The sequence below is a fragment of the Taibaiella chishuiensis genome (genome assembly GCF_003014535.1).
GTDB lineage: Bacteria > Bacteroidota > Bacteroidia > Chitinophagales > Chitinophagaceae > Taibaiella > Taibaiella chishuiensis.
Map to the genome: position 1 here is coordinate 170,453 of NZ_PYGD01000004.1, position 17,942 is coordinate 188,394.

9 protein-coding genes are annotated in these 17,942 nt (G+C 52.0%); 3 read left to right on the forward strand and 6 right to left on the reverse strand.

The window, feature by feature from the left end:
• The first annotated feature begins 148 nt into the window (after window positions 1–148).
• Window positions 149–1,162 carry a T9SS type A sorting domain-containing protein gene (locus tag B0I18_RS12890; protein ID WP_106523129.1) on the forward strand — a complete coding sequence of 338 codons (1,014 nt, stop codon included), beginning with the start codon at window positions 149–151 and terminating at the stop codon, window positions 1,160–1,162.
• 331 nt (window positions 1,163–1,493) lie between these two features.
• On the forward strand, window positions 1,494–2,507 hold the full coding sequence (locus tag B0I18_RS12895) for a T9SS type A sorting domain-containing protein (RefSeq protein ID WP_181358456.1): 1,014 nt from the start codon (window positions 1,494–1,496) through the stop codon (window positions 2,505–2,507).
• Between the two features lie 113 nt (window positions 2,508–2,620).
• Here B0I18_RS12895 and B0I18_RS12900 read toward each other — a convergent pair whose 3' ends face one another.
• The 4 genes from B0I18_RS12900 to B0I18_RS12915 are packed head-to-tail and all read right to left on the reverse strand — an operon-like array spanning window position 2,621 to window position 5,906.
• Complete coding sequence (locus tag B0I18_RS12900; protein ID WP_106523131.1) at window positions 2,621–3,532, reverse strand: AEC family transporter; 912 nt, start codon at window positions 3,530–3,532, stop codon at window positions 2,621–2,623.
• A 9-nt stretch (window positions 3,533–3,541) separates the two neighbouring features.
• Window positions 3,542–3,982, reverse strand: a complete 441-nt coding sequence (gene paaI, locus B0I18_RS12905) for a hydroxyphenylacetyl-CoA thioesterase PaaI (RefSeq protein ID WP_106523132.1) — start codon at window positions 3,980–3,982, stop codon at window positions 3,542–3,544.
• Between the two features lie 33 nt (window positions 3,983–4,015).
• Window positions 4,016–4,555: a hypothetical protein gene (locus B0I18_RS12910; RefSeq protein ID WP_106523133.1), complete on the reverse strand. Its 540-nt coding sequence runs from the start codon at window positions 4,553–4,555 to the stop codon at window positions 4,016–4,018.
• A 10-nt stretch (window positions 4,556–4,565) separates the two neighbouring features.
• Window positions 4,566–5,906, reverse strand: a complete 1,341-nt coding sequence (locus tag B0I18_RS12915) for a phenylacetate--CoA ligase family protein (RefSeq protein ID WP_106523134.1) — start codon at window positions 5,904–5,906, stop codon at window positions 4,566–4,568.
• 174 nt (window positions 5,907–6,080) lie between these two features.
• Here B0I18_RS12915 and B0I18_RS12920 point away from each other — a divergent pair, with 174 nt between their 5' ends.
• On the forward strand, window positions 6,081–7,307 hold the full coding sequence (locus B0I18_RS12920; RefSeq protein WP_106523135.1) for a YncE family protein: 1,227 nt from the start codon (window positions 6,081–6,083) through the stop codon (window positions 7,305–7,307).
• Window positions 7,308–7,380: 73 nt separating this feature from the next.
• Here the strand turns inward: B0I18_RS12920 and B0I18_RS12925 are convergent, their stop codons facing one another.
• A complete protein-coding gene (locus B0I18_RS12925; RefSeq protein ID WP_106523136.1) occupies window positions 7,381–12,558 on the reverse strand; it encodes a T9SS type A sorting domain-containing protein in 5,178 nt (1,725 codons plus the stop codon).
• A gap of 335 nt (window positions 12,559–12,893) precedes the next feature.
• Window positions 12,894–17,627, reverse strand: coding sequence for a T9SS type A sorting domain-containing protein (locus tag B0I18_RS12930; protein ID WP_106523137.1), 4,734 nt, complete (start codon window positions 17,625–17,627; stop codon window positions 12,894–12,896).
• Between the last annotated feature and the right edge of the window lie 315 nt (window positions 17,628–17,942).

The window sequence follows — 17,942 nt, forward strand, 5'->3', positions numbered from 1 at the left end:
GGTAGCAAAAATAAGCTAATGTGGCTAAAGCCACAGGTAATAACCCGGACAGATAATAATTTTGAGCAGTCCCCGTTTTTGTAATCTGTATCTCGTCTATACGTTTATCATTACAAAAATCTATTTACCCCATTTAAAACAAAAAAACATGAAAAGAATCCTGTGCGCACTGAGCACACTATTGATCACTGCCCTGATGGCGACGGGCGCCAATGCACAAACCACACCCTATAACTACAGCTATTCCAACGCGCCCTATGTCAACCTGGATAACAGCTCCACACTGATCCTGGGTAATACCGGCTGGGACGATACGCTGGTCCATTTTAGTTTGCCTGCAGGTTTCAACTTTAAATACCAGGGCGCCGCAGTTACCGACTGGGCGCTGGATACCTATGGCGGACTGTATCCCAACGGCTATGATACTTCGCTGCACAATCCGGCTATCATCGGTATCCAGTCTGATTATGCGGATAATGGTCAATCACGGATCAGCTATGCGGTAAGCGGAGCCGCCGGTAGCCGTATTGCTAAAATCGAATTCCGGAACATGGGCTTTTTCGAGGCTGCTCCGACCGATACGGCAAATTTCCAGGTATGGTTATATGAAGGTACCAGCAAGATCGAATACCATGCCGGCCCCAGTCATACCAGTCCCGGTATGTTTAACCCGGCCAACGATGGCAACCAGGTAGCTACCGGTCTTATGTACGCCGTAGAGAACATGATCGATGCGGCAACTGTGCACATGATCCGTTACCGTAACGGCGCCAATACCGATACCACTATATTTCTTGAAGACGCTTATCCGAACGAGCAAGAGACGATGCTGATGTTATATGATACCGCCATCTACCCGGTAAATGGCGCTGTATTTGCCTTTACACCTAAAACCGGCGGTACTGCTATACAGACCATTGCTACGCGTATCGGTTCCGTATCGCCTAACCCAGCTACGGACCGTATAACCCTGCAGTTGAAAAGCGCACCGGCTGCCGATGCTGCTGTAACAATATATTCCGTAACCGGCCGGCAGGTGCTGCATCAAAAAATTACGGCCACCCGTACCGACATTCCCCTGGAAGGACTGACCAAAGGGATCTACCTGCTTGCTTACACTGCTGATGGGAAGCGGGAAACGCTCCGGGTCGTCAAAAAATAAACAGCTTGTATTTATTGGTTAAGGAGCCCGTTGCGGCTCCTTTTTTTATGCACCCATCCCATGCGCCCTGCTCATCTACCTGCAAATATTTTAAACGAAAAATGCATGTTATTTTTCAATAGGGTATAAGGTGTTGCAGGAAAATATTGTTGTGTTGCGCTTTTGTTTTTGTTGGGTTAAGGCTTTTGACAGATGTGCGGGAATGCCCTCCTGTACCTGCTTCCAGGTGCTGTATGGGTTAATAAATAATTTTACATGCGGTTTGTTTCCGGTAATTTTGCGGCCGCCTGGCGTCTTCGATGCCTTAACCAACTCCATTAAAAAACGAAACATGAAAAGATTCTTTTGCGCCGTCGGCATACTCCTGCACGGTGTCCTGGCGGCGACCGGGCTTTATGCACAAACCCCGGCTGTTCCTTACCAATATGCCTATTCCACATCTTCCTATGCCAACCTGGGTAGCAATACCACGCTTATACTCGGTAATACCGGCTGGGACGACACGCTGGTTCATTTTAGCCTGCCCACCGATTTTAACTTTAAATACCAGGGCGCGCCGGTTACGAACTGGGCCCTGGACACCTACGGCGGCTTATTCCTGAACGGCTTCGATACCGTTTTCGGTACACCTGCACTGCTCGGTATCCAGTCCGATTATATCGATAATGGCCAATCGAAGATCAGTTATGCCCTTACCGGTACACCGGGTAGCCGTATCACAAAGATCGAATTCCGTAACATGGGCTTTTACAACGGCACTGCTGCTGATAGCGCTAACTTCCAGGTCTGGTTATACGAAGGAACCGATAAAATCGAATACCATGCAGGTCCTGGTCACACGACTCCGGGTATGTTTGATCCCGGTAACAATGGCAATGTCCTGCTCGTAGGCCTGACGTATAATGTCCATATCACGGACTCGCTGCTGTTGCATACCGTACGCTACCGCAGCGGCGCCAACACGGATACCGCGCTGGTGGCAAGCAGGAACAATCATCTCTGGGAGGATATCGCACCTATGGTTTATGATACTGCTGTGTACCCCGCAAACGGCGCGGTATTTGTATTTACGCCTAAAACAGGTACTACGCTGCGGGAAGTAACAAGCCTTATCAGCAAGGTAATGCCTAACCCTGCAACGGATAACATCACGCTGCAGCTGAAGCATATGCCTCTGGCCGGCGCCTCCGTTACGATCAGCACCCTGGCCGGGCAGCAGGTAGTCCACCGGTTTATAACTTCGGCGCGTACCGACATCAGCCTGCATGCTTTAGCCAAAGGCGTGTACCTGTTGTCATACGTTTCCGGTGGGCAGCGGGAGACGTTAAAGATCATTAAGCAATAAAGAATTCCTAGGGAACAGGAGAGCCGGTGCAAACCGGCTCTTTTTTATGGGGAAACCGGAAGCCGCTGTGGCTAAGAAACACAGGGCAGTGTGGTACGAGTCGGCTGCATCAGTTATGGGAACAGGTAGTGCAGCAGCAGCCACCACAACCCTGTAGAGATAAAGGAACATACGATACCAATACCGATTACGAGGTTGGATAATTTAGGATTAAGATTATACTGGTCGGCAATAATACCCGAGGTAAGCAGGGTAGGCATGGCCATCTCGAAAACGCTGATCTGGCCTATGATACCGGTTACCCGGAAGAGGCTGATCAAGCCCAATACCAGGGCAGGTGCAAGGATGAGCTTATACAACAGCGCAACCCGGATATGCCGGATCTCGCTTTGCCAGCCGGCAAACTTTAGCTGCAGTCCTATGGAGAACAGGGCCAGCGGGCCAACCGTGGCCGCCAGTTTTTCGAACAGCGGTTGCAGCGGCTGCAGATCCACGTAGCGGGGCAGTACCAGGGCCAGCACACAGCAGATCAGCGGCGGAAAGCGAAACAGTTTACGGGCTACATTGCGCAGGTTCAGTTGTTCCTTTTGCGAGGAGCGTATAGCCACGACGATACCTATAGTCGACAGCAACATAAAGGTGACCTGGTCGGAAATAATAGCGATGCCCAGCTGTTGTTCGCCAAAGTATGCGGTAATAAGCGGGAAGCCTACGAAAGAGGTATTGCTGAGGCCGGTAACCAGTTTAAGCCCGCCCTGCGTGGCTTTCGATATGCCCGGTCTTAAGCGGGTATACAAGGTAATATACAGCCAGGCACATAACCATACCAATACCGGCGCCAGCGCGGGCAGCAGCAGTTCGCGGTTCCATTCGATATAGGGCAGGTACTTAAAAGAGACGGCCGGCAATGCGATATTGATGATCCAGGCATTGATGCCCTTATGTGCATCCTTGGGCAGGGAGCCGGAGCGTCTGAAAAAAATGCCGGCAGCAATGCAAAGGGCAATAAGAATAAAATTGGACATGAATATTTATTAAGCTCCGGCTTGCGGTTCCTGTTTTACCGGTTGCGAGGTGCGGTAGGCCGTGCCTTTAAACAGGCATACCAGGGCGCCTTCTTCGTTGGTCGTACGGATATCGTAAAGTCCTGTTTTATTGCCGAGGTGTACTTCCTGCGCCGTTACATACAAGCGGTCGCCGGCCCTGGCCGGGCGCGTAAAGGTGATGGATACATCCAATGCTACGGTAATAATCCCGTGCGAATTGCAGGCAAAAGCAAAGGCCGAGTCGGAGGCGGAAAAGAGTGCACCGCCATGCACACGTTCAAAGCCGTTGAGCATATCTTCCTTAACGGTATATTCGAGCCGGCAATAGCCGGGCCCTACTTCTTTTACTTCCAGGCCCAGCCATTGGCTGAAGCGGTCACGGGCAATCATGATATCCAGTACTTCCTGGGGACTGATCTGTTGTTCCATTCTTTAAAGTTTGTGGGCTGTCCTACAGCCGTTCTATAGCGTAAACCCGGCATTGCCGAACCAGTCTTCCTGCGACCGGGCATTACCGGAAACGATCATTTTTTCTGCAACCTTATCCTGGGCTCTTTGAATCGATGTGGTAACGAGGTTATGTTCGATCGGTTCGTCGGCCCTGTAGCCTAATCTTTCTACCATGGTGATAAGCCGGTCGCCGCCAAACAAGCGGAACAGCGGCTCTTCGAGGCAACTGTATACCTTTGCTTCCTGTAGTCCCATAGCGGCAAACTGTGCCTGCTCTTCGCTGCGTAAAGGAAAATGTTCGATGAAAATAACCGGCGCGCCCTGTGTGCCGGTACCGGAGAAGCCCGCCAGGCTTATGGAAAACCCGGAGGCGCCCTGCGCCTGGAAATATTGTTCCAGTAGGTTGCGGCTCGTTTCAAACCAGGCCAGGAACCGCGTCTCCGGCTGCTTCTGCCAGGCGCGGTAACAGGCCTCGCGGCGCGCCTGTTCCGAGATCCATACCCTATCCGCAACCCGTATGCCGGGATCTTTTTTCTTGAATAAACCAAACATGGGTGCTGTTTTATTTTTTGTTACGCAGATCCGACAGGCGGTTAAGTTTGCCACCCTCGCTCCTGGGAATCAGGCCCGGTGCGGTTATTTCGATCTGCATCGAAAGGCCGATACTGTCTTTTATCTTTTTCTGCAGTACCTGTTTTGCAGTCTTAATCTTGTCGTGGCCAAGCGCATCGCCGCATTCGCGTCCAAGCGCTTCGTATAAAACCTGTTCGGTTTCTACCCGCACCATCACTTCATCCATCAGCCCGCTATTGGTAACGACCAGCTGGTAATTGGCGCTCAGCTCGGAAATGTGCTCCAGCACTGCTTCTACCTGTGTAGCAAAGAGGTTTACGCCGCGGATGATCAGCATATCATCGGCACGGCCCGAGATCGGGGCCATTTTGATATGGCTGCGCTTGGCGCTTTTATCGTAATAAATACTGGTAATATCGTTGGTCCAGTAGCGGAGCAGGGGCATGGCCTCCTTGCTGAGCGTGGTAAATACCAATACGCCCTGTTGGCCGTGGGGCAATACTTCGCCGGTATCCTTGTCTACTATTTCCGGGTAAAAATGATCTTCCCAGATATAACTGCCGCTTCCTTTTTCTTCGTAGTCTTCCTGCGATACCCCGGGACCAATGATCTCGCTCAGCCCGTAGATATTCGTTGCCGTTACACCCAGTCCTTCTTCCACCTGGGTGCGGATACTGTCGGTCCAGGGTTCTGCACCCAGCACGGCATACCGGAGGTTAAGTTTGCTTTTATCGATGCCTCTTTTCCGGATCTCCTCAGCAAGGGTTAAGGCATAGGAAGGCGTACAACATATGGCATCGCTCTGGAAGTCCTGCATCAGCATCAACTGTTTTTCGGTACCGCCGCCCGATATGGGCAATACGGTCATCCCCATTTTTTCGGCGCCGTAATGCAGGCCCAGGCCGCCGGTAAATAACCCGTAGCCATAAGCATTCTGCATGAGCATACCGGGTTGGCAGCCGGCTGCTACCAGCGAACGGGCAATAACTTCGGAGAAAATATCCAGGTCGTTCTGCGTATATCCCACCACGATCGGTTTGCCGGTGGTGCCGCTACTGCAATGCAACCGGGATACCGCGCTGCGCGGCAGCGTAAACAGGCCGAAGGGATAGTTGTCCCGGAGGGCATCTTTTTTCGTAAATGGAATCAGCTGCAGGTCCTCCACCGTTCGTATCATCGCAGGACTGATGCCTGCCTGGTCGAACATATTCCTGTAAAAGGAGACTTTTTCATAAAGTATATGCACCTGCTTTACCAGGCGTTCCTGTTGCAGCAGTCGCAGCCGCTCCCTGTCCAGGGTTTCTATCGCTTCGTTATAATACTTGATCATCGTAGAGCTGTAAACGGCAATAAAGGTAAACGTAAATTAATTATCCCGGGACCGGCGAAGTGCTGATTTTTGGTTAAAAGATATAGTCGAAGCCTGGAACAGCGGTATTGGCCCGGGGCCACAAAACACGCTATTTTTAAATTTATCTACTTTTACAGTCCCTAATCTTAATTTATGAAACAAAACAATCCCTGGCTCAACCTGGCGCTATGCTGCCTCTTTTCCTCCTGTGCTTATGCGCAACCCAAGCAGGAGACAGCTGTCGCCGCTGCGCCGGCCGTGCAGGATAGCGTTGCCAAAGCGACGCCGGTACGGCCCGCCTTAAAACCTTATCACAACCTTGTTGCTACCGGTACAGAAGTGCTGAAATCTGCGCCCGGTACCAAATCCGTATTGTTTAATGCTGCAGGCACACGTTTATATGCCCTTAACCTGGAGGGGATGAGTGTATACGAGTTCGACCAGGTAAGCCGTAAGGTATTGCGCGAGTTTAAATTCAAACCAACGCGGGGCACGGGTTGGGACTATGATACCGACAAGCCGATCCCCTCTTACCAGGAGAAGCCGGTTGAAGCCGGCTTCAGCCATGACGGCGATATCCTCTGGGTGTCGCTGCACAATGCGGAGGGTATCGTACCCGTATTCGTGAACGATGAAGCACGCATGAAAGAACAGTTCGGCAAGGGCGATGCCGCCGATAAGAAAATGGTGATCTATCATCCCGCTACCGGCGCCCGCGACTCGGCGGCAGTGCCCCTGATCCATACCGGCAAAACACCAAAGGTAATTGCCGTAACAGCCGATAGCCGGCATCTGCTGGTCAGCAACTGGCATTCCTATACCGTAAGCGTATTGGAACTGGACAAGCAGGTTTATCCTTATGGCAAGGTGATCCGCAACCTGCCTATGGGCGCTATTCCCAGGGGTGTGATTGTAGACGATAAAAGAAACAAATCGTATGTGGCGATTATGGGCGGCGCCCGGCTGAACGTGATCGACAACCAAACCTGGCAGGCAGATACCCCGGTTAATGTAGCGTCTAATCCCAGGCATATCGTAATGGATGATGACGGCCGCCTGTTTATTTCCTATAACAAATTATCCAAAGTAGCCTGTATCGACCCGGTAAGCGGCAAAACCTTGTTTACGGCTGAAACCGGTGAGAAGCCCCGTACCATCATGTTGTCGAAAAACAAGAAATTCCTGTTCGTGACCTGTTATAAAGGTGATGCTGTCGACGTTTTCAGGATCAACGACGATAGCTTTACGAAGCTCTATTCTCTGCCATGTAAAGGCAGCCCGGTAGGCGTGGATATTTTTGAAAACGACGATAAGCTGGAAGCCTGGGTTTGCAATTATACCCTAGGATCTATTGCTGTATTCAGTTTCAGGAAGGAATAACTGATGATACCTAAAAGAAAAAACCGGCCATAAGGCCGGTTTTTTTTATGCGGATTAATGGTTGGCGGCTGCCTTATTTCAGGATTTCGAATTTCCTGATAGCAGTGCCCTTATCGGTTTCTATCTTGAGGGTATACATACCCGGTGCAATACCGGTCATTACCATACGGTGCTTGTCGTTGCTTTCTGCATCGCGGCTGTATACCATTTGGCCCAGCAGGTTGTATGCGGTGATGTGCAACAGTTTTAGCCCGTTTTTATTTTCGATGGTTATCTGGTCTTTAGCCGGGTTAGGGTAGAGCGCCAGGTCGTTCGGGTTATCGATTTTTACGATACCGGTACCGCCACCCGCGTCGAATACGTCAACGCTAACAGATCTGCCGACATTCTCGCCGCATTCGCCACCCAGGTTAAGTGTTACCAGGTAGATGCCGTTGTGTGCATAGCGATGTTGTACTACAGCGCCTGTTTTCGTAGGCGAACCGTCGCCGAAGTTCCAGGTATATTGCTGTACAAACTGCGGGTTGAGTACGTTGAAGGTATAGGTGGATGTATCGCCGTATACCGCATTGATCGTGCCGGATGGCGCAGATTTTACGATGATATTGATGTTGTCGGTGCCTTTGCAGGAATTATTATCCGTAACGACCACGCTGTAGTTACCGGTAGTGCTTGCAGCTAAGGTCTGGGCGGTAGTACCGTTGTTCCAGAGGTAATGGGCGCCCGGGTTACCGGCATCCAGCACCAGTGTATTGCCCTGGCAGAAAGCGGTGTCGTTGCCGAGATTGACTACAGGTATCGGGTTAACCAGCACATTAATGGTATCTGTTTTAGAACAGTTGCTGGTATTCGTCACTTTAACGAAATAAGTACCGGAGGCATTTACCTGGCGGGTCTGGTTGGTTGTACCATTATCCCAGAGATAAGTGCTGCCCTGGTTGCCTGCGTTTAATGTCAGGGTATTGTTCGAGCAGATCGCTGTATCGTTACCGATAGACACGGAAGGCGATGGGTTTACATTGATGGCAACCGCATCGGCCGTATCGCGGCAACCTGTTGCCGGTGTGGTAACCACTACGCGGTAAGTGCCGGCGGTACCGGTAGTAAAGGTATTGGATTGCGCTCCGGGGATATTACCGGCGGCATTAAGCCATTGGTAATTGCCGCCGCCTGATGCGGTCAGGGTAGTGGTGCTGCCCTGGCAAACCTGTACGGGACCGGTGGCCGGTGCAATGGTAGCATCAGGAATTGCATTGACTGTAGCCTGAACTGCGGTTCTTGGAGAAGCACATGCCTGGCCTACTACCCAATCGTAGAAGAAGTAGTAAGTACCGGTGGTGGTACCGCCCCATTCGCTGGAGGTGATCGTAACGGGAGATCCCGGGCTGGTATAGGTAAAGCCTGGTGCAGGCGGAGATTCGCGATGCAGGCCGCTGGATAAGCCTGTATAGGATTGTACGATCATTTTATAACCGGTTCCGGGAGTCGGTACGGTGATATTGATCGGCAATATTACTTTGGTACCCACCTGGGCCGCAGTAAACGTTGCCGTATAGGTACCGAATACCGTAGGACTGGTCATGGAATTCTGTACAGCGATGGTCATTGTACCGGCATTGCCCGGGTAAACTGCTACAGACTGGATAACGGTAGGCTGCGTACAGTTAAAGGTAATACCCCAGTTCGTGGTAATAAAGTAGCTCAGCGTAGCCACGCGGTCGGCAGGACCTACATGGTTTTCGCTGCCTACTGAAGCTTCAGCCCAATAAGTAGTGGTTGCATTGATCGAAGGCGTGGTAAACGTATTGCCGGTTGCGATGCTGGAGCCGCCGGTTGCTGCGGTATACCATTTTATAGCGCCCTGGCTTGCGGTTGCCGACAGGCCTACAGTACCGGGGCCGCAACGGCTGCCGGGTGTAGAGGTTGCAATCTGTGGGTTATTAACGATTACGGTATCAGATACGGTGTTGGTACATACGGTGCTGCCGATCTTGATCTGGGCCCTGTAATAGGTCGTGCTGGTGATCGAAGGGGTAGTGTAGGTAATACCGGTAGCCGCAGGGACGATATCGGCAAAGGCAGTGTTATTGGTAGAAGACTGCCATACCAGGGAGCCGCCGCCGTAGTTGGCTGCAGGGCTAAGGGTCAGGGTGCTGGTGCCCGAAACGCAAAGTGTGCCGGGGTTTGCAATAGCAGCGATCGCTCCGGCTGCAGGTAATACCACGATATTGCTGGTATCGGCCGCAGCACAGAGTGTAGTCGCGTTATTGGCCGTAGCGATATAGGATACAGGACCTGCTGTGCCGGATTTAAGGTATACCGTACTGGCGCTGGCGCCGGCTACATAAGGCGTAGTGGCAGCGGCATTGGTGTACAGGTTAGTGGCAGGCGACCAGGTATAGGTATTGAAATTGGCCAGGGGAGAGGTTACGTTCAGGGTAGTTACAGCATTATTACATGCGGTAAGGGTATCGTTTACGGTAAATACAGGTGGTGTATTTACGGTTGCAGATACGGTGCTGCGCGGGCTGGCGCAAACGGTCTGTCCGCCGAAGATTACGTTCGGACGGTCGGAGTAGGCAGCGGTAGTACCGATGGTCGCGGTATCAAAGCTGGCGGCGCCGGCAGGAGTACGGTTATCGGCATAACGTACGTATACACTGTTAAACGATGTAGTGGTATACCGTGTAGTGGTACCGGATCCGTTACCGGTATTACCGGCGTTGTGTACGGTTTCCACGATCAGGTTGCTGGTGCCATCCCAGCTATAGGGCGTAGTAAGGTTAAATACGACAACACCGGTTGCTGAAGGCGTAAAGGTTGCATTGTAAGCAGTAGTCGTACCTGTGACGAAACCGGTCAATGCGGTTGCGTTCGTGGCGCCGAGCCTGATGGTAAAGTCGTTACACACACCGGAAGTGTTGATCGCGGCTACATCAAATGCAATAGAGGTAATATTACCCGGAGCCAGGCCCTGGGCGGCCAGTTCGCTGGCCAGGAAAAGCAGCTGGTGCTTGGCGCCGCCATAGTAGGCGCTTAAGGGGTTAGGGTAGGAAGTCGAACCTTTTTCACTGGTGCCATCACCAACCCTTACACTACCCGGCACATAGGTTTCAGCTGCCACGTAAAAGTTTGTGGTGCTGCTGATGGACGGTGTAGTAAATGAGGTGCCGCTGCCCAGGGGGGTGCCGCCTGTTGCCGCTGCATACCACCTTGCCGTAGAGCCTGTACTGCTGGTTGCTGCAAGCGATACGGGACCTATACCGCAACGTACGCCTGGAGTGGTCGTTACGATATTGTTCTGGTATTGTACCTGTACAGAGGTAGAGTTAGCGGTAACGTTACCCACCGAGCAGGTTACCACGCAACGGTAGTATTTGGCGGTAGGCGTTGTCGTGTAAGTCGCGCTGATTGCGCCGGAAACATCGGCAAATGTTGTGTTGTCCATGGAAGACTGCCATTGGAACGAGAAGCCCGGTCCTACCGGTGGTGTCGACAGGGAGAAGGTAACCAGCGTACCGAAACAGATCGGTGTGGATACGGATGCCAGCGCATTACCGGGAACCGGTGTGCCACAAGCTAAAGCCCTGCCGTCAAATTCGTCGGCGCCTATATCGGGTGCCGTACCGAACCCGTAAGTCGATGCCCCGGGACGGGTCTGGTTGTCAAAGTCGGTAGTGATACCGGTACTGGCTACAGGAGCGCCGCCCGATTCGAGGAAGGTATAAGCGCCTGCGATCAGGTGCAGATCAGTCGGAGAAACAAAGGGCGGGAATTCACCCAGGGATTGTGCATCCTTGGAGGTTGCCGTTTTCCAATCTGCCAGGGTAGCCCTGGTTGTGGAATAATAACCCAGTTTACCCTGGGGGGTAACGAAATAGTTGTTGTTGTTAACGGTGCCGCCGGAAATATTGCCAGTAGCGGTAGCATAGATACAAACTGCATAAGGACTGGCGATGTTGTTGACCAGGTTATTGTTCTGGAACTTGGCAACAGTGGCCGAAGAGGAGTTGATGAAAACACAGATACCCAGTGCAGAAGGTGTTAGCTGTGCAATGGTATTGTGCAGGATGACCATGTCGGTGGCCCCGGCGCTTACATAGATACCGGCGCCGCCATACTGGCTGGCAAAGCTGCTTATGGCATAACCTGTAATGTCGCGGATGATATTGTTGGTAATGTTGATGCCGGCATTGCTGGTACTCGAAGTTACCCCGATACCATACATACCCCATATATCGGATGTGGGGTTAATACAGTCATGGATATAGTTACGGTTAATTTTGATACCGGCATTGGCAGCGGCTACCTCGATAGCCGAAAGGCTTGCCTGTCCTGCATTATGCCCGGATCTTACATCGTTGCCTTCGATCAGCGCAGCGCTGGTCGAGGTAGCAGAGGAGGAAGAGTAGGAGATCACAATACCCCTGTGCGCTACATAGCTGGCGGGTATCGAGCTACCGATCGTATTATTCCGGATGATGGTACCGGTATTCAGGTACGTGGCAGAGTTGCCGATCGCATGGATACCGTAATAACACCTGATGATATTATTGTTGTCGATCAGCGTATTGAGACTGGAATAAGCGCCGGTCGAAGAACTGCTGGTAGTCACACCATTGGAAAACTGGATACCATAGTTGGTGGTCGTACTTGTAGCAGAACTCCTGGAGCCGGTAATGTTACAGTTGCGGATGATATTGTTATCCGCACCATCGGCTCCGGTAGCGGAGTTAGAGGATAAACGGATACAGGCAACACCCGAAGTGGATACTGTTGCTGCTACGATACTCAGGTTCTGGCTGCCCGGTGTAGCCGGATCATCGCCGTCGATGGTTACATTATCGGCGCCCGCCAACTCTATAATACCACGGTTGGCAGCGGGGGCGGCATTGGAGTTGATGGTAAAGCTGCCGCCACTGGGCTTGATGGTTATAGCCGTATAGCTGGAGGTACCGGCACTGGCCAGCAGGGGTACCGGTGTAGCCGGTTCGGTGGTATTGCCCGTAATAGCGATATTAACAACGCCCTGGTGGGTACCCGCATTGATTGCCGTAAAGGCGGCATTCAATGTCGTATACGGTGTTGGCGCGGTCGTACCTGCACTTGAGGTTACCGTAACCTGTGCGTATGCTTTCGAGGCAAACAGACTGCCCGTAAACAGCAGGCCTGTTGCCAGCATATGCCGGGTTCTTCGCGACAGCAATACGGGCCGGTTATTGCCAGATTGATCAGTGTTGATTTTCTTCATAGAATTTAATTAGCGAAAAATTTTACAATAAGAAAAAATGCGGTTTAGGCATGCGCATGATTTTCCTTTAACGAACCTGATATATTAAAAAAGTTATTTTTTGTGTTAGTGAAGGTTGGATAGACAAAACGGCCTCAGGCCGTTAGGGAATTTTTAGTTGAGACAGTGACAAAATAAGCCCAAATTTAGGGTATTTTTTTTAACGTTGCTTTATAAAAATTCACATTAGTTGCGTTAATTGCCGGTTAACGAAAATTGAAATTTTGATAAAACAAAAGCCTCCCGATGGTTTGTATCGGGAGGCTTTATAATTATCAGTTTTAATTATAAACTACTTAATCTTTGGTAATTTTCAGAACGGAAGTATGACTGTTGTCGGTGTACTTCAGCAGGTACATGCCGGCAGGTATACGGTTCATATCCATAGTGGCTGTATTGCCCTGTACTTGCAGGCTGCGGATCACTTTACCCGTCATATCCATTAACTGTACCATAGCAGCGCCTTCTGCCTGCCCCGAGATACGGATATGCAGGGTTTGCTGAACCGGGTTGGGGTAAGCGGTTACACCGGTAAATTTGCTGGCTTTTACCTCCAGGCTCACTACCTGCGACAGGCTGTTTTTGCCATCGAGATCTACGATTTTCAAACGGTACCGGTTCATACCGGTAAACGGTGCAGCATCGGTATAGGCGTATTTGCTGCCGTTGCTGTTCCGGTCGGAGTTAACCTGCGCAATACTGTTGAAATGGATACCGTCGGCGGAGCGTTGCAGTTCGAAATAGCTGAAGTTATGCTCTGCTGAGGTTTCCCAGTACAAGTTGTTTACGGCGCCCGCATTTTTACCGCTAAAGTCTTTAAGCACGATCGGTAAAGGCACTGTACCCCTGTTGATGTAAAAATTAGAGAAGCCTGGCGTGGTAAAGCTTACCCAGCTTACACCACCGGCGCTGCTGCTGCCGCTTTGGGTAATCAGCGAAGTAGTGCCGGCGCCGGTAGCGTTGGCGCTGCAACCGCTTTCGCCGGTTACGCGGGTAATGTTGAGTGCATTAAGCGTAGCAGCAGGGTCTGCGGCCTGTAAGGCCGCCTGTTCGGAGCTGAGCATAAACAACTGCACGTCGTAGTTACCGGTATTGCTGTTCACGATCCTGTAGTTACGGTCGAGGTATCTGATACCGTTAACATCGCTGCGCACTGCGCCGGTATTAATGTTTTGAGCCACGGTATAGCTACCCGGCGATACGCCGGCGGTATTGCGTACCAGGGCGATCAGCCTGCTGCTGCCATCGAGCAGGGGCGTCCAGCCGGTATAGCCCGTATTGGTACCTACTGGGGTCTGGTAGCTGCTGCTGCAGGTATTGGCCGTGGCCAGCATCGAGGAGCTCAGTTCATCTACCGCAATACAGAATGTACCGGATGTGGTACTGCTGCCGTAGTTGCCCACCTGTACATAGTAGGTGGTGCCTGAGTTCAGGCCTGTGGCATACAGCACCGCCATATAACCGTCGCCTAAAACACTGCCGCCATCCTCATCACAGCCGATCAGGCTGAAGGTACTGTAGTCGTTGGGATTGGAAGCGGAGAACAAGGCCACGCGGCTATCGGAAAGGGTATTGCTGGTAGCGCCCAGGTCGGTACTGATCCGAACCGCGCCGCTGGGTGGCGCCACAAATTTATACCATACCGTCGCGTATGCATTCACGGCATCCGTACAGCTGCCCACCGCTTCGTTGGCATTCTGGCTGGCGTTTACATTGGTATAGGTCGGTGTGGTACAACCCGCGCCGAGACCCAGGGTAATAGCGCCGGATGCATTGTCGTTTACAACCGGTGTAACGATGGTACGGGTGCCTGATGCAGCACTGGCAGATGGTGTTAAGGTATTACCGTTTACCACCGCGTTGGTTAGCGAAGCGTCCACGACATTGGCCAGTGTTGCGCTGGGAGCGATATCGTATACCAGCCAGAAGTAACCGGTGCCGGTAGCTAAGGGCTGGTTGCCGGTAAAGGTCATGCTGGAGCCCGGCGTGGTAATCGCCGTGCCGAAGGGTACGGCATTGGCAAAGGTATTGGCGGTGGTATAAAATACCCTGGCCGCGGCAATATCGGCATTGGCCGTAGTGCCGGTGGTAGCAAAGGTGATGCTGGTAACCGGCACATTGATACAGCCGTTTACAGTGGCATAAACGATATGCTGGTTAAAGCTGCCCTGTGGTATAACCGAGGTGCTGCTCTGTGTTATGGTAGTGCTGTTGTTCGGTGCTACAATGGCACGTGTGCCGCTCGGGTTGGCAGGAGCAGGCGTATAGGCATTGCCCGATAAAATGATCTCTGTACAGGAGGCATCGAGCACATTGGTCGGTGTGGCCGCACAATTCACATCGTAGGCCAGCCACAGGTAACCGGCGCCACTGATTGTCCGGTTGCCGGCTATGGTAAAGCTGCCGCCGGGACTGGCTACAGCAGTGCCGAATGGCGTAGCGGTACTGAAGGTGGTTGAACTGGTATAATAAGCCTTTGCATTCAGGATGTCGGCGGCATTGGTGGTGCCGGTTATGTTGAACGTGGCAGCTGTAAGCGTCGAGCTGGAGCCGCAGGGATTAAGGTTAACCCGGATCAACTGGTTGTTGGCGGTTCCGGCGTTTACGGTACCGGTAGGCTGCGTAGTCGTGATCAATGCATTGATGGCATTGGCAGAAGGCGCGGTGCCTGTTGGAGTAACGGTTACACCATTAACCACGAGGCCGGTTACATCCCCGTTGAGGGTATTGCTGCCGGTAGCGGTACAGGATATATCGTACACCAGCCAGAAGTAGTTGGAACCTGTACCCAGGGGCTGGCTGCCGGTAAAGGTAATATTGCCCGCTGCAGGTGTGGCGATGGCCGAGCCGAAAGGTACCGCGCTGCTGAACGTGGAGCTGGTGGTGTAGTAACATTTGGCCTGTGCAATGTCGGCTGCCGGCGCTGTGCCGGAAACGGTAAAGCTTACAGAGGTTGCCGTACTGCTACAGGCGCTGGTGCCGGCTACATTGGCATAAACGAACTGCGCATTGGTGGCGCCGGCCGTTACTGCCGTAGTGCTGTTGCCATCGGAACGGCTGGTTGCATATGCAGCCGTTATCTTCCTGCTGCCTGCCGGGTTGGTGGCTGTCGGCGTCTGGGCCGTACCGCCAACAACCATGCCGGTGCATTGTGCATCTACAGAGTCGCTTACCGTAGCGGTACAGTTGATGTCATACACCAGCCAGAAGTAGTTGCTCGTAGTGCCGGTATTGGCTCCTGCCAGCGTCTGCGATCCGGTTACGCTAAAGGTGCCGTTAGGATTAGCTACCGCGGTGCCAAAAGGGGTAGTGGTGCTGAACGAAGTAGAGGTACCGGTATAATATACCCGGGCGTTGGTAATGCTGGTGGCCGGGTTATTGCTGCCTGTGGTATTATAGTCGAGCTGTGTCAGGTTCAGCGGGAAAAAGCTGCCGCTCGTTACCACAACGGTACGGATGATCTGCTGGTTTACACTACCTGCTACAAGTGTGGAAGTAGAGGACTGTGTGGTGGTAGAAGATGCATAGGTCATTACCGGCGGCGTTTTCAAACATACGCTTACTTCGGTATTGTTGCCGCTGCCATAGGTATAGATCCTGAAATAATAGGTCTGGCCCGGGGTAAGCCCGGTTATCGTACCTTCTTCATCATCGTTACAGAACATGGATGTCAGGTTGCCGCAAGTGCCGGAGAAGAATTCGATCACACGGTCGGTACTGCCGCTAACGGTGGTGTTGGCATACATCAGCGATGTGTAACCGGCAGGGCATACGAAAGAATACCATACATCCTCATCGGCCGTACCGACGCAGCCTGCCAGCGATTGCGTGGCATTCTGGGTGTTGGCAGTAACGCTTACACAGGTTGATGTGGTTGGTATAACGGGGAAGGCAATGGCGCCTGCACATTCGTCGTTAGCCGGCGGTGGCGGCAGGGTGCCGACACAGATCGTAAAGTTGGCTGCGGTCGTTACGGTAGCTACTGAGGTGTAGGCGCGTACATAATAAGTAGCCCCTCCGGTAAGTCCTGTTGCATTTAAAGTAGTTGATCCGCAGGCGGTGGCAACGGGCGTAAGGCTGCCCGGTGTGCCGGTGTACAATGCAGCTACCATAGTACCGGCAGAAACATTGCTGAAACTAATACGGTGCCCGGGGCCGGTAGCGACAAACTTATACCATACATCATCGTTCGTGCCGGATGCGCTGCAGCCGGGCGCTGCATCGGCCGATGCAGTTGCCGATACCGTTGTGCCTGTGGTAGTAGCCGTACAGGTCAGATCGGGATTGATAGATAAGGTTATTGCACCCGCTGCGTCGTCGTTGGCGGGTGGTGGTGGTGGCGGTGCGGCTACCAGCGAGATCTCGTCGATGCTTACCGGCGGCATATAGTTGCCGCTCGCGTCATTTTCCCAATAGAAAATAAGTCTTCTCGTCGTTGCCACAGTGGTATTGCCGGCATCGGCGGCGCTGATGGTATAGGTCCTGGTTACATAGGTAGCCCCCACATCCGATACGGTGCCCAGTCGCGTGGTATTGCTTATCGAGGGCGCACTGGAGCCGCTGCTGCTTGGTTGGGTGCCGGTAGCCGGTACGGTTGTGCCGTTTTGAATAAAAACGGAAAGGTCGTCGTAGTCAACTTCGCCCACGACCTTGACTTTAAAAGTCAGGGTAATCGAGGTCAACCCTGCGGGAAAAGTAACATCACGCCAGAATAAAACCCGCGACGAGCTGCCGGCATAGTTATAGGTCGTTCCCGTTGCATTATCCGAAATATAAGCGCTATTGCTGCCGGCAGATGCGGTAGCTGCCGAACCCACAAACCATTTATTGGTATTGGCAGAGGTAAAGTTCTGAACGGTCCAGCCATTGGCGGCAAAGTCTGCCCCGTTTTCAAAACCACCGTCGCCGGAGGGGGAGATCAGGGTGGTCTGAGCGAAGAGGGGGCTCAGACCCAGCAGCAATGCCGGCGCCAGCATAGCTTTCTTCACGGCAGTACGCACCTGCCGTATTGGGGTAAGGTTTTTTTTCATAAAAATGATTTAAGTAATACCTACTCTTTTTGCTGAAGCGGGGGTAATGTGAATGCGCATGGTATTGTTCTGCGTTCAATACAGGTCTGCGCCAGGCTACAAGGGATTTTTCGGTTGATAACCCTGTTGGTGTTGCTAAGACAATAACAAGAATTAAATCTTTGTTAAGTATTTGTCGAAAATATGCAAAAAAACCAGGGTTGTGCGGAGATGAATGTATATTTTTTAGAATATATTTAATATTATGATTTTCACACTAATTAACACATGTTCGTGTGGGTCGTATGTGAAGTTTGTATTTATGTGGTTTATTTG